The following is a 20,683-nucleotide window of genomic DNA, read 5'->3' as shown; positions in this document are numbered from 1 at the left end:
CTGTAAAGCCGCCTGGTTCAACGGCTTACGCTAATGGTATTTTTATCTGTAGTAATGGTCAGATTATGCACTTGGGCAATGCTTTTCACCAACAAAGAAAGGTTGTCGGCAGCACTGCTCCCGGTAAAAAGCAGATGCCTTAACGAATCATTGGCAAATTGGACTTCATACCCAAACGTATTGCGAAGCTCCCGGGCTACAGCCTCTAAAGTTGCATTGTCAAATGCCAATAGCTGCTTCCGCCAAGCCACAATGGCAGCCCCTTTTACAGTTTGTTTCGTTAACTGATTCACCTCCACAATGGCCAATTCATTGGGCGATAACAGCAATTTTTGACGGGTATTTGTATGGGTTACTTCGACTTTTCCTTCTTCCAGATACACTTCACTATGCTCCGCCCTTGCCTCCATATTAAAGGCCGTTCCCAACACTTTCACTTCAGAGACACTGGAATGCACTACAAACGGATGATCCGGTGATTTTTTCACATAAAAAAAGGCTTCTCCTTCCAACCAAACTTCCCGTTTAGGAGCTGTACTCCACTGCTTGGCCACTTCCAAACGTGTATTCCCATTAAGCAAAACCAAGGTGCCGTCTTCCAACCATAAGGAATCCATCTGGCCAAAAGCAGTACTGTAGATTGTCTTTTCAGGTGCGTTTCCCCACCACCAAACGCTCCCCCAAACAAGTAAAAGTGTAATCACTGCTGCTATCGATGCATACCAATACTTACCTATATTTCTTTGTTTACCCTTCCCCAATGCTTCTTCTTTCCGGGCAATTTGTGCATCGATCTCTTGTTTGACCGTAAACATCTCTTCCATCCCGGGAGCCTCCACAGTAAACTCCATGGCCTTCAACAAGTCAGTTGCCTGCTCTGCCAAAACTCGTTTCTCCGGATGATCTAGGAGCCACTGTTCCCATTGTGGAGATTGTTGGGTCTGACGCACCCACTCCACAAAGCTGCTGTCACTCAAAAAATCTTCTATGGAATTATATTCAGGCATTGTTTCCGTCAAAATGGATTTTTACTGCTTTTACTACTATGTACCGGCAAACCTTAAAATGCCCTCAAAAAAATTTACTTTTTTTCTCAAACCCAGAAAAATGGTAAAAAATGTATGATAGGTGTTAAAAAGATTAACAACGCAAATAGCCCATTGTTAGTAACAATGGGCTATTTATTGAACAAAAAGAGATAGATATTGGAGTTTAAAAGAAGAATGAGGGTTGAGAGTCCCAACGCTCGTCAATGATTTCATGTACAATCATTTCTGCCACGGTAAACCCTTCGGCAGCGGAGTTAATGCTTCCTGTAAAACTATTTTTAGCATCGCCAACTATATAAATGCCTTCAACACTGGTTTTTCCCCATTGGTTGGTTTCGTAAGTTCCGTATTCTTCTTCCTCAACCCCTAGCTGTACAGGGAATAAGGTCGATTGTTGACCACCTGTATTCATCAGGAAACCGCCCGTCCGGTGTACAACTTTTCCACTGAGCAATTCTACTCCGGTAAGCTGTCCGTTTTCCGACAAAAGTTCCGAAACCTTTTCTTCTTCTACTTCGACATGGTGCCTCAACAGCATTTTCTTCTCTGCCTCGGAAACCATCTTCTTCCCATTGGTAAAGACAATCAGGTCTTTGGTCCAATTGCTCACTGTTTTGGCAAAATCCACCACATACCTTTCTTCTCCGAACAAAGCCAAAGGTTGATTTTTTCTTTCCCATCCATCGCAAAAAGGGCAGGGAAAGACCGATATTCCATAAACTTTTTCTACACCTTTTAAGTTAGCTTGTCTCAAATCGTCTTTATACCCAGTAGCAAAGACGACTCGCGGAGCCTTAAAAACATCATTATTTTGTGTATTCACCAGATAACCTTCGTCTTCTCTTTTCACGCCGGCCACGAGCCCTCTGACATACTGCACCGTATTGTATTTTTCTAATTGGTGTTTTGCAATCTTTAAAAATTCCAAGGGATGGATACCATCCCGGGTCACAAATCCATAAGAGCCTTGCGTTATCCGGTTTCGGGGGTTTTCTTCATTAATCACCACGGCATTCACCATAGCTCTTCCCAAAACCAAGGCAGCATTCATCCCTGCCGGACCGCCACCAATTACAATCACATCCAGATTTTTGTCGCTCATATATGCTTTATTTATTACTACTTACTCATAGAATGCCTAAATAAAGCCAAAGGTTGATTGTGGATTTCCCAGTCCTTGCGAAAAGAACTGAGGTACAAGGATATACTAATAGACTTTTTCCATCCCTTTTAAATCAAGCAGAACCATACCGTTTTTGTATCAGATTGAAAATATCATTATTTCGTGTTTTTATCAGCTAGCTGGCCTTTCTACCCCATAGATTCCTTCTTTTTTTGCAATGGATGAAATAAAGAAATACTTTGCCGCTCACCTCAATTTGTTTTTTTGCCGTAGGTATTTAATGGCTAATTTTAACTGTGTCAATTGCTTTAAAGCAATGGTCGCTTTCCGCATATCTTTATGTAACAATTCGTCTTGTTTAATCCGTTTTTCCAGGTTTCTCTTTTCGGACATAAGAAGTTCAATCACATAATCCATATTCCCTGTTTTTATTTGCTTAATCGTGAATGTTGAGTAGAATCAGTAATACTTAAGCCTCCAAAGTTTTCCCGATCCTTTATTACATTTTCCCTAAATACTCCTGTACGATATCATCCAGCCACAACGCTTCTATTTTTACCTTGCCGGAATGTTTTAAAAATTCCTTATAATAAAGTATAGCTCTTCCCAACTCTTTTTGAAGCTCTATGTACTCGTCTAATTTTTTCTTTTTTAAACTCAACAAATGGGCGATATAACAAATGCTTCGCTTCAACATCCTGTCTGCCTCCTGGTAAAGCCCCAATTCACTGTATGTATTGGATAAATTATTACAAGAAATAATAAATACCTGGACAAAAGGAATCCCGTAAGATTTACAGGATTCCCTATGTTGATTCAATACTTCTGCCCGGGCCAACGACTCCGTATACCCTGTCAAGGCTTGGTCGAAACAGCCTTTGTCGAACAACTTATTGGCCAGATTGGTCTTCACTTTCCAGGCTTCTTCGATATGTTTCAAACAAAACTCACTCATGGCCCTTCAGGTTTTGATTGGCAAAGTCCCAATTCACCATTTCCCAGAAACCTTCCACAAACCTTGGCCGTTGGTTGCGATGGTCGATGTAATAGGCATGCTCCCATACATCCAATGTCAAAATAGGGGTTTGACCATTGGTGATGGGGGTGTTGGCATCTTTTAAAGAGGCGATATCCAGTTTGTCCTCCTTGTTCAAAACCAACCAAGCCCAACCCGACCCGAACAACTGTACTGCGGCTTGTGAAAACTGTTGTTTGAAGTTTTCAAATGAGCCAAAACCCGAATCAATCAGTTGCGCGATATGCCCTTTAGGAAGCCCTCCTCCTTTTTCCGATAAGCAATTCCAATAAAAACTATGGTTAAAATGCTGGGCGGCATTGTTAAACAAGCCGATATTTTGCTCTTCTAAACTTTTGACAATAATCTTTTCCAGTGGCAGCTCTGACCAATGGGTGTCTTGAATGAGCCTATTCAAATTGTTGACATAGGCATTATGATGTTTTCCATGATGGTAGTCAAAGCCCTCCTCCGTAATGATGGGCTCAAACACTTTCTTATCAAAAGGTAAATCCGGTAATTGGTACATAGTAGTAGATTTTATTTTTAGTCTAACCTAAATTTATTTTTAGATATAACAAAATTATAAAATCTAAATAGACTATCAAACAACAAAAGCGTTTTTCATTCCGAATCAAAATGGAAAACGGACACAGGTTTGTGGATTACAGGTAAGCCTTTGGTCCGTTATTTTCATTCCAATAGTAACTATCCGGATAAGGTCTTTTCCCAAAAATCGCAGTACCTACTCTCACCATTGTGGCCCCTTCTTCAATCGCAATTTCCAGGTCACCACTCATCCCCATGGAAAGCTCGTCCAACGACACACCCGGTAAGTTCAATGCCATGGCTTGTTCTTGCAAGTTTTTTAATAAGCGGAAACATTTCCGGACTTTTTCAGGCTCGGCACTGAATAACCCAATAGTCATTAAACCTTTGATTTTCAATCGGTCCATACTCGATACTTCCTGTATAAGTTTAAGGGTGTTTTCCGGGGCTGCGCCAAACTTACTTTGTTCATAAGAGGTATTCACTTGGATAAAAACATCCATCCTTCTATCTTCAAATGTCAGGCGGTTTTGGAGTTTTTCCGCTAACCTGATCCGGTCAACCGATTGGATGCAAGTTGCGTACTTAATGACTTCTTTTACTTTGTTCGTTTGCAAGTGACCGATAAAATGCAGTTGGTTCGAAAAAGGATGTAACGCCTCGTATTTACTTTTTAATTCCTGCACTTTATTTTCACCAAGCAGTGACTCTCCGGCCTCCATGGCTATCCGGATATTTTCGGCACTGACCGTTTTGGTCGCCAATAACAATTTCACAGATCCGGGATCTCTTCCCGCTTTCAAACAAGCCGCTTTCACCCGCGCTTTTACATGAGATAAATTGGTTAATATGTTATGCTTCATAGAAAAAGATATCTTTGAGAAAAAAAACCTCTACTTTGGATGGCTTCAAAGTAGAGGTGAGAAAATTTACCCAAAGCTTGGGCTTAAAATATCACATTCTTTCAACAGGGAAACCAATTCCTGGTTTTCCACTTCAGAAAGTGGCTGTAGCGGACTTCGAAGCTGCCCACCTTCTTCGCCAAGAATATTGAGTCCCGCTTTAACTGTTCTTGGAAGGCCTTTCTGGACGATAAACTTCAACAGGTTAACTTGTTTGTAAAATACCTTTTGCGCTTCTGCCAAATCATTCTTTTGAATGGCTTCGTACAGGGCCAAATTGAGTTCCGGAATCAAGTTAGGTGCGGCAGTACACCAACCTTTTGCCCCTGCAGCAAAAGCTGCCAATGCCAAAGGATTAGATCCGTTGAAAAATGCAACCTCTTCTCCCAACTCTTTGCGCAGGTAATGCATCCTTTGTACATCTCCGGTACTTTCTTTAATCATGGTCACATTCGGAATCTCCAACAAACGCTTGAGCAGAGCCGGTGACATATCAATCCCTCCTGTAGCCGGATTATTATAAGCCATTATCGGAATGGAAATATGCCGGGCTACCGTATCATAATGTTTTACAATTTCCTCTTCGGTCAACTTCCAATAGCTCATCGGTAAAATCATTACCGCTGTAGCTCCGGCTTTTTCAGCGAATTTTGCATGATAAAGGGTTCTTTCAGTAGTCAAGTTAGACACCCCCACCAATACCGGTACCCGGCCAGCCACTTGTTGCATAGTCGCTTCTGTCAGTTCCTCTTTTTCTTCATCGGTCAAATAAGGTAGTACCCCGGTACTTCCCAAAGGAGCAATCCCCTGCGAACCATTCACCACCAACCTCTCCACTAACTGCTTAAACAAGGGGATATTTACATTTTCCTTCTCATCAAAAGGTGTAATAGGATAGGCAATCACGCCTTCAAAAGGGACATTTTTCATGTGTATTTTTATCAAGATTTAAGGTAATAACAGGAATGAGGAGCCCTCACGAAAGAGGGCAATAGATGTTACAAGTCTCTTCCTTCTTCTTCACGAAGGGCTACTCCTAAATTTTGGAGTTGAGGAGCATTTTCACATGCGATGTATTTGGCACTTTGATCTTTGTTCAAATTGCCATGACGGTGCCAAGCCCAACTTGGGATATACACGGCATCTCCGGCTTTCCATTCTACTCGTTCGTCTTCAATTTCCGTCCAACCTTCACCTTCTACTACATACAGTACGGTTTCATATGTATGTCTGTGGCGATTCGTGATCTGATCCGGAAGCAACCCGCCAATAGTCATGCTGATATTTTTGGTAGGGAGATCCACAAAGAAAACCGGGTGTTTCCGCTCGGTTGAAAATTGGTTGTGTACCCCTTCCTCTTCTACATTTTTGTGAATAATCTTAGAGGGTTTCACAAAAGTGGGTCTGGCAAATGTCTTGTGAAAATCGTTTGAACTGAATTGCTTTTTTTCTGTGCTCATAAGTTATTTTTTTAAGTTTTACTGAGTGATGATGCAAATGTATCGCATACCTGGACTACCTTTGTGGTACAGAAATCATAAAAACAACCAGTCCAGATGCTAAGACCTTGGGATTTACAAATCGAGCTTACTTATCACAGTGAAAAAGCGGTGTATTTACAAATAGCCGATGCCATCATTGATGCGATTCAAGAAGGGAAACTGAAAAGTGGGGACGCACTGCCCGGAAGCCGAAGGTTGGCGGGTCTATTGACAGTTAACCGGAATACGGTAGTGGAAGCATTGGATGTACTATTGACCGAAGGGTGGCTGATATCCAAAGAAAGAAAAGGAACTTTTGTGGCTAAAAATTTACCAAAAGTTGAAAAGCACACAGCACAACATTTCAAACAGCAAGTCACAGAAAAGGTTAATACGACTCCACGTATCGTCTTCGATGATGGCGTACCGGACAGCAAACTGGCCCCCATGAATGAACTGGCCAGGGCCTACCGCCAACTCTTTAACCAAAAAGCCCGCTGGCGATTAATGGGCTACAGCGATCCCTTGGGGGATATCGGATTCCGGGAGGCAATTGCCAAAATGCTCAACTTTAAAAGGGGAATGCATGTTTCTACCGGTCAAATTTGCATTACCAGAGGAAGTCAAATGGCGATGTACTTGGCCGCACAAAACCTATTGGCAAAAGGAGACAAAGTCATCATTGAAAACCCCGGGTACAAGCCCGCCTGGCAAACCCTGGAAAAAGCAGGTGCACAACTCCTTCCGGTCAATGTGGATGCAGAAGGAATTTGTCTAGAAGAAGTGGAGACATTGATAAAAACCCAAGGTCCTGTCAAAGCCGTATTTCTTACTCCCCATCATCAATTCCCCACCACCGTTTCACTGAGTTTATCAAGGCGTTTGCATTTAATTGACCTTTCTAACAAGCATGGATTCACCCTGATTGAAGATGATTATGACCATGAGTTTCACTTCGGGCAACGCCCCCTGCTTCCCTTATCCAGTTACAAAGAAACCGGAAATTACATCTATATAGGCTCCATGAGCAAAGTAGTGGCCCCAGCCTTACGTATTGGATACTTGGTGAGCAACGAAGCTTTTATCAAAAGCGCAGGAAGTCTACGCAAACTCATTGATGTACAAGGTGATAATATAATGGAACAAGCAGTACTTCAACTCATCCAAGACGGTGAGATCAGGCGGCATTTAAAAAGAGCTTCGGGGATTTATAAAGACAAAAAAGATTTTTTTGAAACCTTATTAAAGCACTACTTGGGCGAAAAAGTCAGGTTTACCCCACCGGAAGGAGGGCTCGCGTATTGGCTGGAACCCTTACACCCGGAAAGCTTGAAGTCCATCCACGAGAAACTGCTGGAGAAAAACATAAAAATTATGTCACCGGAGCACTTTAGCTTTGCCCAACCGGTAAATGGCTTACGATTAGGCTATGCATCCCCGACAAAAGAGGAATTGGAATGCGGGGTTCAGGCCTTGGCAAAGTTATTATAGAAGTGAAAGCTTCCGTATAAACCCGTTCCTTTTTCAACGGCTTAATAAAGCGTTAAGGAAGTTTCTTTTTTTTTCAAATATTCTTTCAACACCGTCAGAGAACGGTAGATCAGAGTACGGGCAGATTTTACTTCTTTCAAATCCATAATTTCGGCAATGGCCCGGTAGTCCAGATTCTGGTAAAACCGCAGAAAGAGTGCTTCCCGTTGATGGGCAGTAAGTTGTTGGAGGGCGTTTTGCAAATGGACCTGTTTATCTTTTTCCAGTTGACCTAAAATCAGTTCTTGTTCGTGTGAAAGACTGACGGCAATTCCCGGAGTAAGTTCAGAATATTCGTAAGGAGGTTGTTCCCGCTTTTTCAATACGGTTCTTCGCAAAATCTGAAATAAATAGCTTTTTACATAAGTCACTTGGGTCAATCTGTTCCGCTTTACATACAAATCCACAAACAAATCTTGCAAACAATCTTTGATCAGCGCTTTGTCAGACGTAAAATGTAAGCCATATCCGTACAATAAAGGGAAATACTTTTGATACAATGTATCAAATGCACTCTTGTTTCCCTTCCTCAGAGCCATCCATAATTCCCGATCATTATGTCTGAAATCTTGTCCCATGGAGCATTAAAGAATTGACCGTATACACGCAAAAGAAGTTTTTAAACCCACTCAGGGGTATTTAGTAGGCGCATAGCTGATTTTGCTATAAGGCATTGCTTGGTGTTACTACATTTTCAAAGGTATGGAATAATTTTTCCACCGCCATTCTCTTAATGAAAATAAAAAAAAATTGACCTCCGATTCATTTTTAAGATAAAACAGATGAACCTAGTGTTAATTAGCGATTGACCAAACGCATATAATACAAATCAGGCTCTACCTCTTGAGACACGATCTGAAAATCATACTTTTTCAGGAGCCGGACAGATGCAACATTGGAAGGGTGAACCCAGGCCGCTAAAGTGTTCAGGCCTTCTTCATTTAAAAGATAATCCACCATCCGCTCCATCACTTCACTCATAAAGCCTTTTCCCCAGCAGCTTTTCCCCAAGGAATAGCCAACCAAACCGGTTTTGGTTTTTTCTTTTGTCCACACAAAAGTGCCCAATAATTTATCGGAGTTTTTCTCCACCACTCCCCAGCGAAGAGAGTGGTTTTCCTGAAAATTCCGTTTGGCCTTTTCTACCATTTCCAAGGCCTCCTCTTTGCTTTTCAACGGAGGGTTTGCCCGGAACTTCATGGCTTCGGCATCGGAATATATTTCATACAGGCCGGAAACATCTTCTGAGGATAATGGCCGCAAATAAGTGCGAAGGGTTTCAATAATCGGGAAGGTTGCTGATTGCATATTTGATAAAAAATATTGCTCGTAGTTGTAGGTACAAAGATAGTATGATTTGCTAATTTCTATTCCAAACGACAAAAGTCTTTTGGCTCTTTCCGAATCGTTTCAAGTTAAAACACAAGCAAAGGGTAAGCAATATCTAAAAATCAAGTGCTTACCCTTTGACAACAGGCTATCCTTTCCAACTATAAGGATAGTGTTCGTCTACAAATTCCAAGGCATCCTTGGTCACATATAGCGGACGAAAAGTATCCAGCATCACTGCATATTCTTCCGTTGCCTTGGCACCGATGCTTTTTTCTACGGTGCCGGGATGGGGCCCGTGAGGAATCCCTCCGGGATGCAATGTAAACGATCCCCGGCCGACTCCTTTCCGGCTCATAAAATCTCCCTCGGCATAATACAGCACCTCATCCGAATCGATATTGGAATGATTGTAAGGTGCCGGGATGGCCAGGGGATGGTAATCAAACAAGCGAGGAACAAAAGAACAGATCACAAAAGCATTGGTTGCCTGGAAAGTTTGATGTACCGGAGGGGGTTGATGGATTCTTCCGGTAATCGGCTCAAAATCATAAATAGATAATGTATAAGGATACAAAAAGCCATCCCAACCGACTACATCCAGGGGTGAATGGTTATACAGATACTGATGCAGATAGCCTTCTTTCTTGATTTTAATCAAAGTCTCTTTCTCCGACAACTCAGGACTTAACTCCGCCGGTGGGTGAATATCCCGTTCACAGTAAGGCGAATGCTCCAGTAACTGTCCCAACTCATTCCGATAACGCTTCACCGTTTCTACAGGCACTTTGGATTCGATCACCAACATTTTAACAGGCCCCTCATCCAGTTCCAATTTGTATACGGTTGTACGGGGGATCACCACATAGTCGCCTTTTTTGATCCGCAATTTTCCAAATTGGGAAATCAGATATCCACTGCCATCGTGCATATACAGGACCTCATCCCCATCTGCATTTTTAAAGAAATAATCCATAGACTTTTGCGAAGGGCAACAAAGGGCCATGGTCACATCCTGATTGGCCAACAATACCTTCCGGGCTTCCAGGTAATCACCACCGGTATTGGTCACTGCACTGGTATTCAAATGTGTGTGACGCAAACCGTACGCTTCGGCAAGCTCATAGTGATAGGGTACTGCTTTTTTCACTTGTTCCACCCGGGTAGGCGGAAATTTATGATACATATTGGTGTAAATGCCTGAGAACCCTTTGGAACTCACCAGCTCCTCGTAATACAGATTCCCATCCGGCTGCTTGAATTGTGTGTGCCGTTTGGGAGGTATTTCTCCTAATCGATAATAGTATGCCATGATTTCTAAGTGTTGTTTGGTCGGTTAATAGTTCTTCCACCAAAGATAACAGTTCATGCCAAACATTCAAGGGCAAGGAATAAAGGATTGGGGGAAGGAAGGATTGGAGGATTGAGGGAGGGAAGGAAGATTAAAAAAATTTATTCAATTGAAAAGTAGTGTGGTTGGTAACGAAAGAATTTTCTCCGGGCCACCCCCTTCCTTTTTCCTCCATATCTTTTACTTTCGCTATAAGTGAACTATGTGAATTGAGATGAGTGTAAAACAAAAAAAATGTCCGGATTGCGGAACAGATTTTACTTGTGGTTGTGACAGTGCCCAAGCTTGTTGGTGTGATTCGCTGCCTGCCATTATGCCATTGAGCACGGATAAAGGATGTACTTGTCCGGAATGCCTGAAGTCGGAAATCAAGAAGCGCGTGGAAGAATTTACGGCAAACCCACCCTATGACGAAACCCAGTTAAAACGGATACGGGAGCGCTTTACTCCCAAAAAACTTAACGAAGGCATTGATTATTATCTTAACGGGCAAGGGTATTGGGTCTTCACCAAATGGTATCATCTCAGCCGGGGATATTGTTGTGAAAACGGTTGTAAGCATTGCCCTTATGGCTTTAAAAAATTCTAATCAATTCACCCCGGTTTTCAGTTTACTATTCGTAACTTGTTAAATTTTATTTATAGAAATTTATGCTCTACTATATTACCGGAGGAGCCCGTTCGGGCAAAAGCAGCTATGCAATGAACCTGGCCCTCAGCCTGACCGACCACCCAATCTATGTAGCCACTGCCCGCAGATGGGACGGTGACTTTCAAAAACGCATCGACCGCCACCGACAAGACCGGGATGAGCGCTGGATCTCCATTGAAGAAGAAAAGCATATAAGCCAACTGGAACTAACCGGTAAAGTTGTAGTCATTGACTGTGTGACCCTCTGGCTTACCAATTTCTTTGTGGATTTTAATATGGATATTGAAAAATCCTTGGAAGCATTCAAACAGGAAATCGATGCACTTGCCCGGTTGGAGGCTACGTTTATTGTCATTTCCAATGAAATCGGAATGGGCGTGCATGCCGAATCCGAAGCAGGCAGAAAATTTACCGACCTGCAGGGCTGGGCCAACCAATACCTGGCCGGGTTGGCCGACAAAGCTACACTCATGGTATCCGGACTCTCCTTGCAATTAAAAGAAGGGAACGGGAAATAATAAACAAGGGAAAATTCATGACCAAAAAAGCCATCTTTAACTGGAGCGGAGGGAAAGACAGTGCACTGGCCCTGTACCGCCTTCTTCAAAATTCCGAATATCAAGAGATTCGTCTATTGACCAGCATCAACCAACAATACCAACGAATCACCATGCATGGAGTACGGGAAGAGCTTCTGGAAAAACAGGCGCAAAAACTTCAACTTCCTTTGCATAAACTTTACTTGCCCAACAAGCCCGGTATGGAACCTTATAATCAATTGATGCAAGAAACTTTGCAGAAGTTTACAGACGAGGGATTTTCAGAAGCAATCTTTGGGGATATTTTTTTGGAAGACTTGCGGATGTACCGGGAAGAACGCCTTCAAGAAGCGGGGTTTACCGCCCGTTTTCCCCTTTGGAAAGAAGATACCCGTAGCTTAATGCGTCAATTTATTGACCTGGGTTTCAAAACCATAGTCGTTTGTGTCAAATCCGATGTATTGGACAAAAGTTTTGCCGGTCGGGTAATCGATCATCAATTTTTAAAAGACCTGCCCGGTTCGGTAGATCCTTGCGGAGAAAATGGGGAATTTCATACTTTCGTCTATGACGGCCCTATCTTTTCCGAACCCGTTTCTTTTCAAAAAGGTGAAGTTATTTATAGAGAATACAAAGTTCCGGAAAGCAAAGAAGAGAAGACAAGCCAAGCTCCTTCCAAAGATATCTGCCGAAAATCCTCTATGGGTTTTTGGTTTTGCAATTTGTTACCAGTAAAATCTTCCTCTTTGCCATAAAAGTATCTGTTCCGTTTTTTATTCATTCTGTTTCAACTATTAGATGTTAACCCTTCATGATTTCAATTAAAATACCTGACCTCTCTATTCAACAAGCACTTATTCAAAAGATCAATAACAAAACCAAGCCTTTACAATCCTTAGGACGCCTGGAAGATTTGGCTTTACAGATCGGTACTGTTCAGCAAAGTCTCAGTCCGCAGCTCTCCCAAGCACATATTCTCGTGTTTGCCGCAGATCATGGTATTGCCCGGGAAGGAGTCAGTGCTTACCCGCCCGAAGTCACCGCCCAAATGGTGTTAAATTTTGTACAGGGAGGGGCCGCTATTAATGTACTTACCCGCCAACATGGCATTGCTTTGAAAGTGGTGGACGCAGGTGTCAATTTCACATTTGCTCCGGACACTCCGGTGTACCCGGCTAAGATCGATATGGGGACCAAAAGTTACCTTCAGCAAACGGCTATGACGGAAGAGCAACTGGAAGCCTGCATGAGCGAAGGAGCTAAAATTGTAAGAGAGGTTCATCAAACAGGCTGTAATGTCATTGGCTTCGGAGAGATGGGAATTGGCAATACCTCTTCGGCTTCCCTTCTGATGCATACATTACTTCGGCTCCCCTTAGAGGAATGTGTAGGCAGGGGTACGGGATTAAACGATGCACAATACCAACAGAAACTTTCTATCTTACAACAAGCCGTTAATAAACACTCACTTACTGACTCCGATCCGCGGAAGGCTCTTCAAACGTTCGGGGGCTATGAAATAGCAATGATTTGTGGTGGAATGTTACAAGCAGCCAGTTTGGGAATACTCGTTTTAGTCGATGGTTTTATCGCTAGTTCGGCTTATTTATGTGCCTGGAAATTGCAAGCAGCCATTTCCCACTATGCCATCTTTTGCCATCAATCGGATGAACAAGGTCATCGGTTGCTATTGGAAAAACTCGGAGCCAGTCCCTTGTTGCAATTGGACATGCGCCTGGGAGAAGGAACAGGTTGTGCCACTGCCTATCCTCTTTTACAAAGTGCGGTGGCTTTTCTCAACGAAATGGCCAGCTTTGAAAGTGCCGGGGTTTCCAAAAGCTAAGAGCAAATTTAATCATTGGGCAACAAGCGTTTCATTACTTAAAGAGATTATCCGGAAAATCAAAAGAACATAAAACACCACGAAGATCCCAAGGCACAAACCTTTGATGCATCATTCGAAATCTTAGTGTTTTTGTGGCTATAGATCTACTTTTCGGATAGGCTCTTTACTTTGTTTGAAGCGAACCCACTCTACACCCTTAATATGAAACACGAAATACGGATATTTTTTACGGCTTTAATGTTTTACACACGGATTCCCTGCCCTTCTTGGGTAGGTCATAAGGAGGAGCATATCAATCAGTCCACCCGGTACTTTCCTCTGATTGGCTGGATTGTGGGTGGGATCTCCGCCTTGGTCTTTTTGGCCGGGTATTTTTTATTCGATATGTATACCGGATTGGCATTGAGTATGGCGGCCTCTATTCTCACAACCGGGGCCTTCCATGAAGACGGTTTTGCCGATATGTGTGACGGTTTCGGAGGGGGATGGACCAAAGAGAAAATCCTGCTGATCATGAAAGACAGCCGGATGGGAGCCTATGGAGTCATCGGAATCTTTTTACTCTTACTTACCAAATTTTTAATCTTAGCCCATCTATTTCAACTCCAGGAAATTCATCCGGTGTTCGTTATCTTGGTGTTTACCAATGCGCATGCTTTAAGCCGTTTTGCCGCTTCTACATTCATTTTCACCCATGTCTATGTACGCGATGCTCCTGATAGTAAAGCCAAGCCTGTGGCCAAACAAATCAATTTGTCAAACTTGATGATTGGGGGTTTCTTTGTACTGGTTCCTATAGCGATGTTGGTTTACGTTACTCAACAAGTAGAAATTGTGGCAGTTTGCCTGCCTGTTTATTTAATGAAAATGTACTTGGGTCGATATTTTAGCAAATGGATCGGGGGTTATACAGGTGACTGTTTGGGCGCTACGCAACAACTATGCGAAATTGTTTTTTACCTCTCATTGGCCATTGTATGGAAATTTATCTAATCCGGCATACCACGCCCGACATCCCCAAAGGAACCGTTTACGGCCGCTTGGATATTCCTTTGGTGAACACTTTTGAAATTGAAGTAAAAGACATCCTTCAAAAATTACCCGATGCGTTGGATGCGGTGTACACTAGCCCTTCTCAACGGTGCAAACATCTGGCGGACAAGCTCTACAGCCGGAAGAACATCATAGACCCCCGACTGATGGAATACAACTTTGGTGAGTGGGAAGGTTTGAAATGGGAAAACATCGAAGAGACACAATTGCAAATATGGATGGATGACTTTGTAAATCAATCCCCTCCGGGTGGAGAGAATATGTCGGAAATGCAACAACGGGTATTGTCTGTTTGGCAAGAGATACTACAAACTAAACAAGAACAAATTGCCCTGGTGACCCACGGAGGTGTAATCCGCCTTTTGTTAGCCCACCTAGAAAATGTACCTTTGGAACGAAGCTTTGAACGCAAATTAAACTACGGAGCTCTTTTTCACATTCAGATACAGCAACACTCAACTTTACAGAAGAATGAACCCGGAAATTCTATTAGATTTAGTCAATTATAAAATGCCTTTTGGCAAATACGAAGGACGCTTGATTTGCAATTTGCCCCAGCATTATTTAGCTTGGTTTTCCAGAGAAGGATTCCCTCCGGGAAAGCTGGGTATGTTATTATCCACCATGTATGAAATCCAGCACAACGGGTTGGAATATTTACTCGAACCTTTGAAAAAGAAATAACATTTCTGCCTCTCACCTGACTATTTGAGAATGACGGATATGTCTTTAATTATCCCATGAAAGCACTTTGCCAGAAAAAAAATGCCTGAGAACCTTTCATCCGAAAGATGGAGTGGAAGCCTGTTTTTCATTCAAGCCATAAATAAACACTTTACCGAAAATTATCATGTACTTCTCTACAAAGAATCCAGTCCGGTGGACCAAGCGGATTTTTACATTTTTTTGGACTTGCCTGATCATCCCCTTGGCTCAGGCTCAGGAGATTCTTCCTCCCAATCTGTCCTGGAAAGGCAAAAGCGAAAAACTCATTGTCAAAAAGAAACATCCTTGGATCACTCCTGCAGAACAATCCGGATTTGAACGCTCTCCATCCTATCTTGAAACGGTACAATGGTTTCAAAAAATGGCAGATGCCTCGGAATTGATCGAGATGCGTTCTATTGGTAAAAGTTATAACGGCAGGGATATTTATATGATCACAGCTTCCTTGGAAAAGGAAAAAAGCCCTGAGACTTTGAGTCGTTCTCCCAAACCGCTATTACTTGTACAAGCAGGTATCCATGCCGGAGAGATTGATGGAAAGGATGCCGGAATGATGCTGCTCAGAGATATTGCGTTTGGCCCAAAAAAGGGCTTGCTTCAAAACGTAAACTTTTTATTTGTCCCGATTTTAAGTGTGGACGGGCATGAACGCTCATCTTCCTTTAACCGGGTAAACCAACGCGGGCCACACAACATGGGTTGGCGGACCAATGCCCGGAATCAAAACTTAAACAGGGACTATACGAAGCTAGATACCAAAGAATTAAGAGCCGTCCTTCAAGTGATCCGTCAATACCACCCGGATTTGTACATCGATATTCATGTCACCGATGGCGCGGATTATCAATATGACATTACTTACGGACATATCGGAACGCATGGGTATTCGCCGGCTATTGCCAATTGGCTAAAAACCCAATACACTCCTGCGGTCAATCAAGGCCTGCAAGCCATGGGTCATATTCCCGGCCCTCTGTTGTTTGCCTTGAATTACCGGGACTTTTCTCAGGGAAATATTGAATATACCTTCGGGCCTAATTTTTCTCACGGATACGGGGACTTACGGCATTTACCTACCATACTGGTTGAAAATCATTCCTTAAAACCCTTCAGACAAAGAGTGTTAGGCACCTATGTGTTTTTAGAAAATACACTCGAAGTTTTGGCAAAACAACATCAAAGCCTGCAACAAGCAATTGCCTCTGATCAACAGCGAAGGCCTCAGCAAATTCCTCTCACTTGGCAAGTACCTCAACTCAACAACCCGACTAATTTCGGAGATGCCCGTGCGGTATCTTTAAAACCCCAAGAGGCCATCACCCCACCGGACACGTTGAACTTTCTGGGAATTGCCTCTGAAATAAAGACTTCTGAAATCACCGGGGGCGAATACCTTCGCTGGTTAGGCCAGCCCAAAACCATGAAGGTGGTCAATTATGTAATGAGTCAAGCCTCCAGTTTTGTAGAGAGGCCTAAAGCTTATTGGATCCCGGCGGCTTGGCAAGACGTTATTCAGAGGTTAAAAATCCATGGTATGGAAATGGAGACGCTGAAGGAAGCTAAAGAGGTAACCGTAGAAATGTATCGCATTCAAGAACATCAATTGTCTTCCAGTCCGAAAGAAGGCCGGGTACAGGTAAAAGGAAAGGCAGTCCCTGAGATGTATAAAGAAATCTTTCCGGCAGGTTCCGTACGGATCGATACTGACCAACCTTTAGGAGACTTGGCAGCTCTTTTGTTGGAACCGGGCTCTCCGGATTCTTTTTTTCAATGGGGTTTCTTTCTGGAAATTTTCAGCCGTACTGAATATATTGAAGCCTATGCCATTGAACCACTTGCACAAAAAATGCTCGAGGAATCTCCCGAAGTCCGCAAGAAATTTGAACAAAAGAAAAAACAAGATCCCGAGTTTGCCGCAAATCCCAGAGCAATTTTAAACTGGTTTTATCAGCAATCTCCCTATTACGACCAGCGGTATTTACTCTACCCGGTGGGCAGGGAATTATAATCAAACCTCTTGATTTTTACTTAAAACAAATAAACACAAGCGTTTGAAATTCATCAACTTACTCGCTTGTGTTTATTTTCATAAAAAAGGATTCTTATGTTAAGAGCATGTTTAAATTTCATCCTTCGGGTCAAAAACGAATTTTAAACACGCTCTAAGATTGCTTCGATTTTACTAAGTTCCTCTGCCGAAAAATCTTTGTTGTCCAATGCTTTCAGGTTTTCTTCCAGTTGTGCCACCGAGCTGGCACCGATCAATACGGAGGTAACTCTTTTGTCTTTTAACAGCCAAGCGATCGCCATTTGCGATAGCTTTTGTCCTCTTGCCTCCGCAATCGTATGTAGGGTTTTGATTTTCGGCAACATTTCTTGTACCGCTTCGGAGGTCAAATGCCCGGATTTTTTAGCAGCCCGCGAGTCCGTAGGAATGCCTTGGATATAGCGGTCGGTAAGCATCCCTTGCGCCAGTGGCGAAAAGGCTATCAATCCGGCTCCGGCATTACCCAACGTATCCAACAATTGATCTTCCACCCATCTTTCAAACATGGAATACTTGGCCTGATGAATCAAACAAGGAGTGCCCATTTCCTTTAAAAGAGAGATTGCTTTGGCCGTATCTTCCGCATTGTAATTCGAGATACCCACATACAATGCTTTGCCCGAACGGACAATATGGTCCAATGCTGCCATGGTTTCTTCCAAAGGGGTATCAGGGTCTGGCCGGTGGTGGTAAAATAAATCGACATACTCCAAGCCCATTCGTTTTAAACTTTGATCCAGACTGGCAATCAAATACTTACGCGAGCCATGATTACCATAAGGTCCGGGCCACATATCGTACCCGGCTTTGGAAGAGATAAAAAGTTCATCCCGGTAAGGCAAAAAGTCTCGTTTGAGAATGGTCCCGAAATTGGCTTCGGCCGAACCGTATGGAGGGCCGTAATTATTTGCCAAGTCAAAATGGGTAATCCCTAAATCAAAGGCTTTTTTCAATATATTTCGCCCGTTTTCCAGGTTGTCCACATAGCCGAAGTTATGCCAAAGCCCTAGAGAGATAGCGGGGAGAAGAATTCCACTTTTTCCACATCGGTGAAAGGGCATTTGCTCATACCGTTCGGAGGCAGCACGGTACTCTTCAGGGTTTGTTTTATCAAAAATTTGCATAGCAGCTTTTTCGTTTGAGAATTGTAAAAGCGATGAAGTTAAGGAGCTATGGCAACAATCACAAACTATATTTCCCCCTCTTCGCCTTGTTCTCAGCTTTGTTAGGGCTTTTGTTTTTCTCTATTTAAAGAATTTTACTACTTCTCAAATTGCAACTCATTCAAAATAAGAGGCCTGTACAAGTATACCCTTTCCGTTTTCTATCAGGTATACTTTTCCTTATAATACCCAACCGTTCCCAAAGAAACACATTACTTGTTTCCTTTTCAGATTTATTCCAGGGCCCATTCCATATGTCTTGATTCCGGAGGACGGGGCGTGAGTTTGTAACGCTGGATCGTACGCACACAGGCATTCCAGCGCAATACGGCATCTTCATTGTTTTCAGGGCTTTTTTTCTCCGCTTTTTCATAATAAACCATGGCTTCTTGTAACCATTCGTACGCATCCGAATGGTTCACCATGACCCCCCTCGCCAGATAGGCTTTGGCTTTGCGTTCCAAAATAATCCCTTTGTAGTACATCCGGTTAAATTCATTTTGTAGACGGGGAATCAACGTATCGGCTTCCTGGTTGGTAATGCCCTTATTGAACTGGTCGGTAAGTGTTAAGATCAATAATACCAAAGCGTCCTGATTTTCAGAGTCGATCAATAGTATATCTCTACAAATGCTCTCTGCTTCGATAGGCTCATTTAACAATCGGTATCTTTGCACTTTTTCCAAGGCTCCCGGGATACCATGTTTACTTATTGGCTTGAGTTCAAACATGATCAATGGTTTTAAGTGAATACATTATAAATTCAGCAAGAAGTATCCGGCCCAGAATGAAAGTCCAAGGGCGGTTCCATAACAGAGAATGGCAATCGGCTTTCGCCAAAGTTGTAGTTGAAGCCCGTCATATAAAGTAAACCGGAACCTATGGGCCCAGTGAAATAATGACAAAGTGATGAGCATGCCTACAGCCCCACGAATGGGTAGGGGTTGTAAAAGCTCGTAAAAACGTTCATAAGCAGGAGCTTCCACCCAGCCCAGTGGTATTGCCAATCCAAACAAGAACAATAATGCCGGTAAGAAAAATGCAGAAACCACTCCTCCCGCTCCGAACAAGGTCCACCAAAAGGGTTCGAGATATGGCTTTGATTTCATAATCCATTGTAGTTTTCACTGTCTATTACAACTCTCCTTACATTCATCACTTCAGTGATCTATTGAATAAATATCAAAATCATCCAAAGGGATAGCAGTAGCCAAGCAACATAATTTCCTGCAACTATCCATCCTCCGGATATTTTATAATCATTAATCTTTAATTTCATGGCTTTGGGAGCAAGATTCAACCAGGTAACCGAATGAAAGAGAAGACCGGAAAAGGCGATAAGGTGTGCGACAATCATCACAGGAGATTGCAAGATGCTGAGAAAACTCTCATAAGCTTCGGCTCCTTTGGAAAGCGCCCGGAGATAAAATATTCCCACTACGGCAAAGAACCCTACCGATAAAGAAGTGAGCTCGCGCAAAATAAAATGCAGATGACTCAGTCGTTTGGCCCACCATAACACCGGCATTTTCTTTTGGTATAACTTGAATGTTGGTTTCTCCATTGGATATATTTTTCAAGTTAATGTTTATCTGTCCCCCAAGGAAGCAAAAGGTTTTTCCACCAATGCGATGCGGTGTCCACTTTATAGCGTTGAATAGCTCCGGCAGGGTCCACATTTTTCGGACACACCACCGAGCAATCCCCCACAAAAGTACATTGCCACATTCCATGCTCTTGGTTCAAAGCTTCTCTCCGTTCTTTATTTCCCTGGTCCCGGTTATCCAGATTGTACCGTTGGGCTAGGGCGATGGCTGCCGGACCGACAAAATCAGGTTCCAGGCCTATGATAGGGCAAGCCGCATAGCACAACATACAATTGATACACATACTGTACTGTGTGTAATCCGCCAATTGCGAAGGCGTTTGCAGTAACTCCCGCTCCGGCTCCGGTTCTTCCTCCCGGATGATCCAGGGCTTCACTGTTTTTAATTTCTCCAAAAAGTCGCTCATATCAATGACTAGATCCCGGATCACCGGAAAATTCTCCAAGGGCTCCACCCGGACCGGACCGGGCATAAATTTCTCCAGGAAGGTTGCGCAAGTAAGCACCGGCTTGCCATTGACCATCATACCACAACTCCCACATACGCCCATCCGGCAAGACCAACGATACGATAAGGTTCCGTCCAATTGATCTTTGATATGATTAAGGGCATCGAGAATCACCCAATCTTTCCTCAAAGGAACTTCGTACTGTTGGAATTCCGGCCCGGTATCGCTCTCCGGGTTATATCGAAAAACCTCCAAAGATATCCTTTCACTCAT

At 43.0% G+C, this 20,683-nt stretch carries 25 protein-coding genes; 9 read left to right on the top strand and 16 right to left on the bottom strand.

What is annotated here, in order from left to right; translation table 11 throughout:
- Positions 1 to 17: 17 nt before the first annotated feature.
- The 8 genes from AAG747_RS04245 to AAG747_RS04210 all read right to left on the bottom strand — a co-directional run bounded on the left by AAG747_RS04245 (position 18) and on the right by AAG747_RS04210 (position 6,098).
- Positions 18 to 1,007 carry a FecR family protein gene (locus AAG747_RS04245; RefSeq protein WP_346819890.1) on the bottom strand — a complete coding sequence of 330 codons (990 nt, stop codon included), beginning with the start codon at positions 1,005 to 1,007 and terminating at the stop codon, positions 18 to 20.
- Positions 1,008 to 1,212: 205 nt separating this feature from the next.
- Positions 1,213 to 2,151: an NAD(P)/FAD-dependent oxidoreductase gene (locus tag AAG747_RS04240; protein ID WP_346819889.1), complete on the bottom strand. Its 939-nt coding sequence runs from the start codon at positions 2,149 to 2,151 to the stop codon at positions 1,213 to 1,215.
- A 267-nt stretch (positions 2,152 to 2,418) separates the two neighbouring features.
- The gene (locus tag AAG747_RS04235) at positions 2,419 to 2,589 is read right to left on the bottom strand and encodes a hypothetical protein (RefSeq protein WP_346819888.1); all 171 of its coding nucleotides are present in this window, start codon (positions 2,587 to 2,589) and stop codon (positions 2,419 to 2,421) included.
- Between the two features lie 82 nt (positions 2,590 to 2,671).
- Positions 2,672 to 3,127, bottom strand: a complete 456-nt coding sequence (locus AAG747_RS04230; protein WP_346819887.1) for a tetratricopeptide repeat protein — start codon at positions 3,125 to 3,127, stop codon at positions 2,672 to 2,674.
- Positions 3,120 to 3,716 (bottom strand): superoxide dismutase, encoded by a 597-nt coding sequence (locus AAG747_RS04225; RefSeq protein ID WP_346819886.1) that lies wholly within the window; start codon positions 3,714 to 3,716, stop codon positions 3,120 to 3,122. Before AAG747_RS04225 ends, AAG747_RS04230 begins: the two co-directional genes overlap by 8 nt.
- Positions 3,717 to 3,852: 136 nt before the next feature.
- Positions 3,853 to 4,599: a YggS family pyridoxal phosphate-dependent enzyme gene (locus AAG747_RS04220; protein WP_346819885.1), complete on the bottom strand. Its 747-nt coding sequence runs from the start codon at positions 4,597 to 4,599 to the stop codon at positions 3,853 to 3,855.
- A 66-nt stretch (positions 4,600 to 4,665) separates the two neighbouring features.
- Positions 4,666 to 5,568, bottom strand: a complete 903-nt coding sequence (locus AAG747_RS04215; protein ID WP_346819884.1) for a dihydrodipicolinate synthase family protein — start codon at positions 5,566 to 5,568, stop codon at positions 4,666 to 4,668.
- Between the two features lie 68 nt (positions 5,569 to 5,636).
- A complete protein-coding gene (locus tag AAG747_RS04210; protein WP_346819883.1) occupies positions 5,637 to 6,098 on the bottom strand; it encodes a cupin domain-containing protein in 462 nt (153 codons plus the stop codon).
- Between the two features lie 96 nt (positions 6,099 to 6,194).
- Here AAG747_RS04210 and pdxR point away from each other — a divergent pair, with 96 nt between their 5' ends.
- Complete coding sequence (pdxR, locus tag AAG747_RS04205; protein WP_346819882.1) at positions 6,195 to 7,610, top strand: MocR-like pyridoxine biosynthesis transcription factor PdxR; 1,416 nt, start codon at positions 6,195 to 6,197, stop codon at positions 7,608 to 7,610.
- A 41-nt stretch (positions 7,611 to 7,651) separates the two neighbouring features.
- Here pdxR and AAG747_RS04200 read toward each other — a convergent pair whose 3' ends face one another.
- The 3 genes from AAG747_RS04200 to AAG747_RS04190 form a co-directional block, all read right to left on the bottom strand.
- Positions 7,652 to 8,188: an RNA polymerase sigma factor gene (locus AAG747_RS04200; RefSeq protein ID WP_346819881.1), complete on the bottom strand. Its 537-nt coding sequence runs from the start codon at positions 8,186 to 8,188 to the stop codon at positions 7,652 to 7,654.
- A 259-nt stretch (positions 8,189 to 8,447) separates the two neighbouring features.
- On the bottom strand, positions 8,448 to 8,957 hold the full coding sequence (locus tag AAG747_RS04195) for a GNAT family N-acetyltransferase (RefSeq protein ID WP_346819880.1): 510 nt from the start codon (positions 8,955 to 8,957) through the stop codon (positions 8,448 to 8,450).
- A gap of 169 nt (positions 8,958 to 9,126) precedes the next feature.
- On the bottom strand, positions 9,127 to 10,290 hold the full coding sequence (locus AAG747_RS04190) for a homogentisate 1,2-dioxygenase (RefSeq protein ID WP_346819879.1): 1,164 nt from the start codon (positions 10,288 to 10,290) through the stop codon (positions 9,127 to 9,129).
- 253 nt (positions 10,291 to 10,543) lie between these two features.
- Between AAG747_RS04190 and AAG747_RS04185 the strand changes: the two genes are divergently transcribed.
- The 8 genes from AAG747_RS04185 to AAG747_RS04150 all read left to right on the top strand — a co-directional run bounded on the left by AAG747_RS04185 (position 10,544) and on the right by AAG747_RS04150 (position 17,153).
- The gene (locus tag AAG747_RS04185; RefSeq protein WP_346819878.1) at positions 10,544 to 10,918 is read left to right on the top strand and encodes a C1orf53 family protein; all 375 of its coding nucleotides are present in this window, start codon (positions 10,544 to 10,546) and stop codon (positions 10,916 to 10,918) included.
- A 62-nt stretch (positions 10,919 to 10,980) separates the two neighbouring features.
- Positions 10,981 to 11,499: a bifunctional adenosylcobinamide kinase/adenosylcobinamide-phosphate guanylyltransferase gene (locus AAG747_RS04180; protein ID WP_346819877.1), complete on the top strand. Its 519-nt coding sequence runs from the start codon at positions 10,981 to 10,983 to the stop codon at positions 11,497 to 11,499.
- Positions 11,500 to 11,516: 17 nt separating this feature from the next.
- Positions 11,517 to 12,275 carry a Dph6-related ATP pyrophosphatase gene (locus tag AAG747_RS04175; RefSeq protein ID WP_346819876.1) on the top strand — a complete coding sequence of 253 codons (759 nt, stop codon included), beginning with the start codon at positions 11,517 to 11,519 and terminating at the stop codon, positions 12,273 to 12,275.
- A gap of 56 nt (positions 12,276 to 12,331) precedes the next feature.
- On the top strand, positions 12,332 to 13,363 hold the full coding sequence (gene cobT, locus AAG747_RS04170; protein WP_346819875.1) for a nicotinate-nucleotide--dimethylbenzimidazole phosphoribosyltransferase: 1,032 nt from the start codon (positions 12,332 to 12,334) through the stop codon (positions 13,361 to 13,363).
- Positions 13,364 to 13,567: 204 nt separating this feature from the next.
- The gene (locus tag AAG747_RS04165) at positions 13,568 to 14,359 is read left to right on the top strand and encodes an adenosylcobinamide-GDP ribazoletransferase (RefSeq protein WP_346819874.1); all 792 of its coding nucleotides are present in this window, start codon (positions 13,568 to 13,570) and stop codon (positions 14,357 to 14,359) included.
- Complete coding sequence (cobC, locus tag AAG747_RS04160) at positions 14,344 to 14,928, top strand: alpha-ribazole phosphatase (protein WP_346819873.1); 585 nt, start codon at positions 14,344 to 14,346, stop codon at positions 14,926 to 14,928. Before AAG747_RS04165 ends, cobC begins: the two co-directional genes overlap by 16 nt.
- Positions 14,891 to 15,103, top strand: coding sequence for a DUF3820 family protein (locus AAG747_RS04155; protein WP_346819872.1), 213 nt, complete (start codon positions 14,891 to 14,893; stop codon positions 15,101 to 15,103). The genes cobC and AAG747_RS04155 overlap by 38 nt, the downstream gene beginning before the upstream one ends.
- Positions 15,104 to 15,269: 166 nt before the next feature.
- Positions 15,270 to 17,153, top strand: a complete 1,884-nt coding sequence (locus AAG747_RS04150; protein WP_346819871.1) for a M14 family metallopeptidase — start codon at positions 15,270 to 15,272, stop codon at positions 17,151 to 17,153.
- A gap of 143 nt (positions 17,154 to 17,296) precedes the next feature.
- On the opposite strand, the gene mgrA is transcribed toward AAG747_RS04150, so the two are convergent.
- The 5 genes from mgrA to AAG747_RS04125 form a co-directional block, all read right to left on the bottom strand.
- Positions 17,297 to 18,316, bottom strand: a complete 1,020-nt coding sequence (mgrA, locus tag AAG747_RS04145; RefSeq protein ID WP_346819870.1) for an L-glyceraldehyde 3-phosphate reductase — start codon at positions 18,314 to 18,316, stop codon at positions 17,297 to 17,299.
- A gap of 272 nt (positions 18,317 to 18,588) precedes the next feature.
- Positions 18,589 to 19,086: a hypothetical protein gene (locus AAG747_RS04140; protein ID WP_346819869.1), complete on the bottom strand. Its 498-nt coding sequence runs from the start codon at positions 19,084 to 19,086 to the stop codon at positions 18,589 to 18,591.
- Positions 19,087 to 19,110: 24 nt separating this feature from the next.
- The gene (gene frdD / locus AAG747_RS04135) at positions 19,111 to 19,464 is read right to left on the bottom strand and encodes a fumarate reductase subunit FrdD (RefSeq protein ID WP_346819868.1); all 354 of its coding nucleotides are present in this window, start codon (positions 19,462 to 19,464) and stop codon (positions 19,111 to 19,113) included.
- Between the two features lie 59 nt (positions 19,465 to 19,523).
- Complete coding sequence (locus tag AAG747_RS04130; RefSeq protein WP_346819867.1) at positions 19,524 to 19,919, bottom strand: fumarate reductase subunit C; 396 nt, start codon at positions 19,917 to 19,919, stop codon at positions 19,524 to 19,526.
- Positions 19,920 to 19,936: 17 nt separating this feature from the next.
- The gene (locus AAG747_RS04125; RefSeq protein WP_346819866.1) at positions 19,937 to 20,683 is read right to left on the bottom strand and encodes a succinate dehydrogenase/fumarate reductase iron-sulfur subunit; all 747 of its coding nucleotides are present in this window, start codon (positions 20,681 to 20,683) and stop codon (positions 19,937 to 19,939) included.

The sequence above is a fragment of the Rapidithrix thailandica genome, from assembly GCF_039710355.1.
GTDB classification, from domain to species: Bacteria; Bacteroidota; Bacteroidia; order Cytophagales; family Flammeovirgaceae; genus Rapidithrix; species Rapidithrix thailandica.
Note: the sequence above shows the minus strand (reverse complement) of the source record. Positions and strands in the feature narration are given on the sequence as shown.

Excerpts from the sequence above, each read along its gene's own strand:
- AAG747_RS04245 (WP_346819890.1), bottom strand. The coding sequence starts at position 1,007 with ATGCCTGAATATAATTCCATAGAAGATTTTTTGAGTGACAGCAGCTTT.
- AAG747_RS04240 (WP_346819889.1), bottom strand. The coding sequence starts at position 2,151 with ATGAGCGACAAAAATCTGGATGTGATTGTAATTGGTGGCGGTCCGGCA.
- AAG747_RS04235 (WP_346819888.1), bottom strand. The coding sequence starts at position 2,589 with ATGGATTATGTGATTGAACTTCTTATGTCCGAAAAGAGAAACCTGGAA.
- AAG747_RS04230 (WP_346819887.1), bottom strand. The coding sequence starts at position 3,127 with ATGAGTGAGTTTTGTTTGAAACATATCGAAGAAGCCTGGAAAGTGAAG.
- AAG747_RS04225 (WP_346819886.1), bottom strand. The coding sequence starts at position 3,716 with ATGTACCAATTACCGGATTTACCTTTTGATAAGAAAGTGTTTGAGCCC.
- AAG747_RS04220 (WP_346819885.1), bottom strand. The coding sequence starts at position 4,599 with ATGAAGCATAACATATTAACCAATTTATCTCATGTAAAAGCGCGGGTG.
- AAG747_RS04215 (WP_346819884.1), bottom strand. The coding sequence starts at position 5,568 with ATGAAAAATGTCCCTTTTGAAGGCGTGATTGCCTATCCTATTACACCT.
- AAG747_RS04210 (WP_346819883.1), bottom strand. The coding sequence starts at position 6,098 with ATGAGCACAGAAAAAAAGCAATTCAGTTCAAACGATTTTCACAAGACA.
- pdxR (WP_346819882.1), top strand. The coding sequence starts at position 6,195 with ATGCTAAGACCTTGGGATTTACAAATCGAGCTTACTTATCACAGTGAA.
- AAG747_RS04200 (WP_346819881.1), bottom strand. The coding sequence starts at position 8,188 with ATGGCTCTGAGGAAGGGAAACAAGAGTGCATTTGATACATTGTATCAA.
- AAG747_RS04195 (WP_346819880.1), bottom strand. The coding sequence starts at position 8,957 with ATGCAATCAGCAACCTTCCCGATTATTGAAACCCTTCGCACTTATTTG.
- AAG747_RS04190 (WP_346819879.1), bottom strand. The coding sequence starts at position 10,290 with ATGGCATACTATTATCGATTAGGAGAAATACCTCCCAAACGGCACACA.
- AAG747_RS04185 (WP_346819878.1), top strand. The coding sequence starts at position 10,544 with ATGAGTGTAAAACAAAAAAAATGTCCGGATTGCGGAACAGATTTTACT.
- AAG747_RS04180 (WP_346819877.1), top strand. The coding sequence starts at position 10,981 with ATGCTCTACTATATTACCGGAGGAGCCCGTTCGGGCAAAAGCAGCTAT.
- AAG747_RS04175 (WP_346819876.1), top strand. The coding sequence starts at position 11,517 with ATGACCAAAAAAGCCATCTTTAACTGGAGCGGAGGGAAAGACAGTGCA.
- cobT (WP_346819875.1), top strand. The coding sequence starts at position 12,332 with ATGATTTCAATTAAAATACCTGACCTCTCTATTCAACAAGCACTTATT.
- AAG747_RS04165 (WP_346819874.1), top strand. The coding sequence starts at position 13,568 with ATGAAACACGAAATACGGATATTTTTTACGGCTTTAATGTTTTACACA.
- cobC (WP_346819873.1), top strand. The coding sequence starts at position 14,344 with ATGGAAATTTATCTAATCCGGCATACCACGCCCGACATCCCCAAAGGA.
- AAG747_RS04155 (WP_346819872.1), top strand. The coding sequence starts at position 14,891 with ATGAACCCGGAAATTCTATTAGATTTAGTCAATTATAAAATGCCTTTT.
- AAG747_RS04150 (WP_346819871.1), top strand. The coding sequence starts at position 15,270 with ATGTACTTCTCTACAAAGAATCCAGTCCGGTGGACCAAGCGGATTTTT.
- mgrA (WP_346819870.1), bottom strand. The coding sequence starts at position 18,316 with ATGCAAATTTTTGATAAAACAAACCCTGAAGAGTACCGTGCTGCCTCC.
- AAG747_RS04140 (WP_346819869.1), bottom strand. The coding sequence starts at position 19,086 with ATGTTTGAACTCAAGCCAATAAGTAAACATGGTATCCCGGGAGCCTTG.
- frdD (WP_346819868.1), bottom strand. The coding sequence starts at position 19,464 with ATGAAATCAAAGCCATATCTCGAACCCTTTTGGTGGACCTTGTTCGGA.
- AAG747_RS04130 (WP_346819867.1), bottom strand. The coding sequence starts at position 19,919 with ATGGAGAAACCAACATTCAAGTTATACCAAAAGAAAATGCCGGTGTTA.
- AAG747_RS04125 (WP_346819866.1), bottom strand. The coding sequence starts at position 20,683 with ATGAGTGAAAGGATATCTTTGGAGGTTTTTCGATATAACCCGGAGAGC.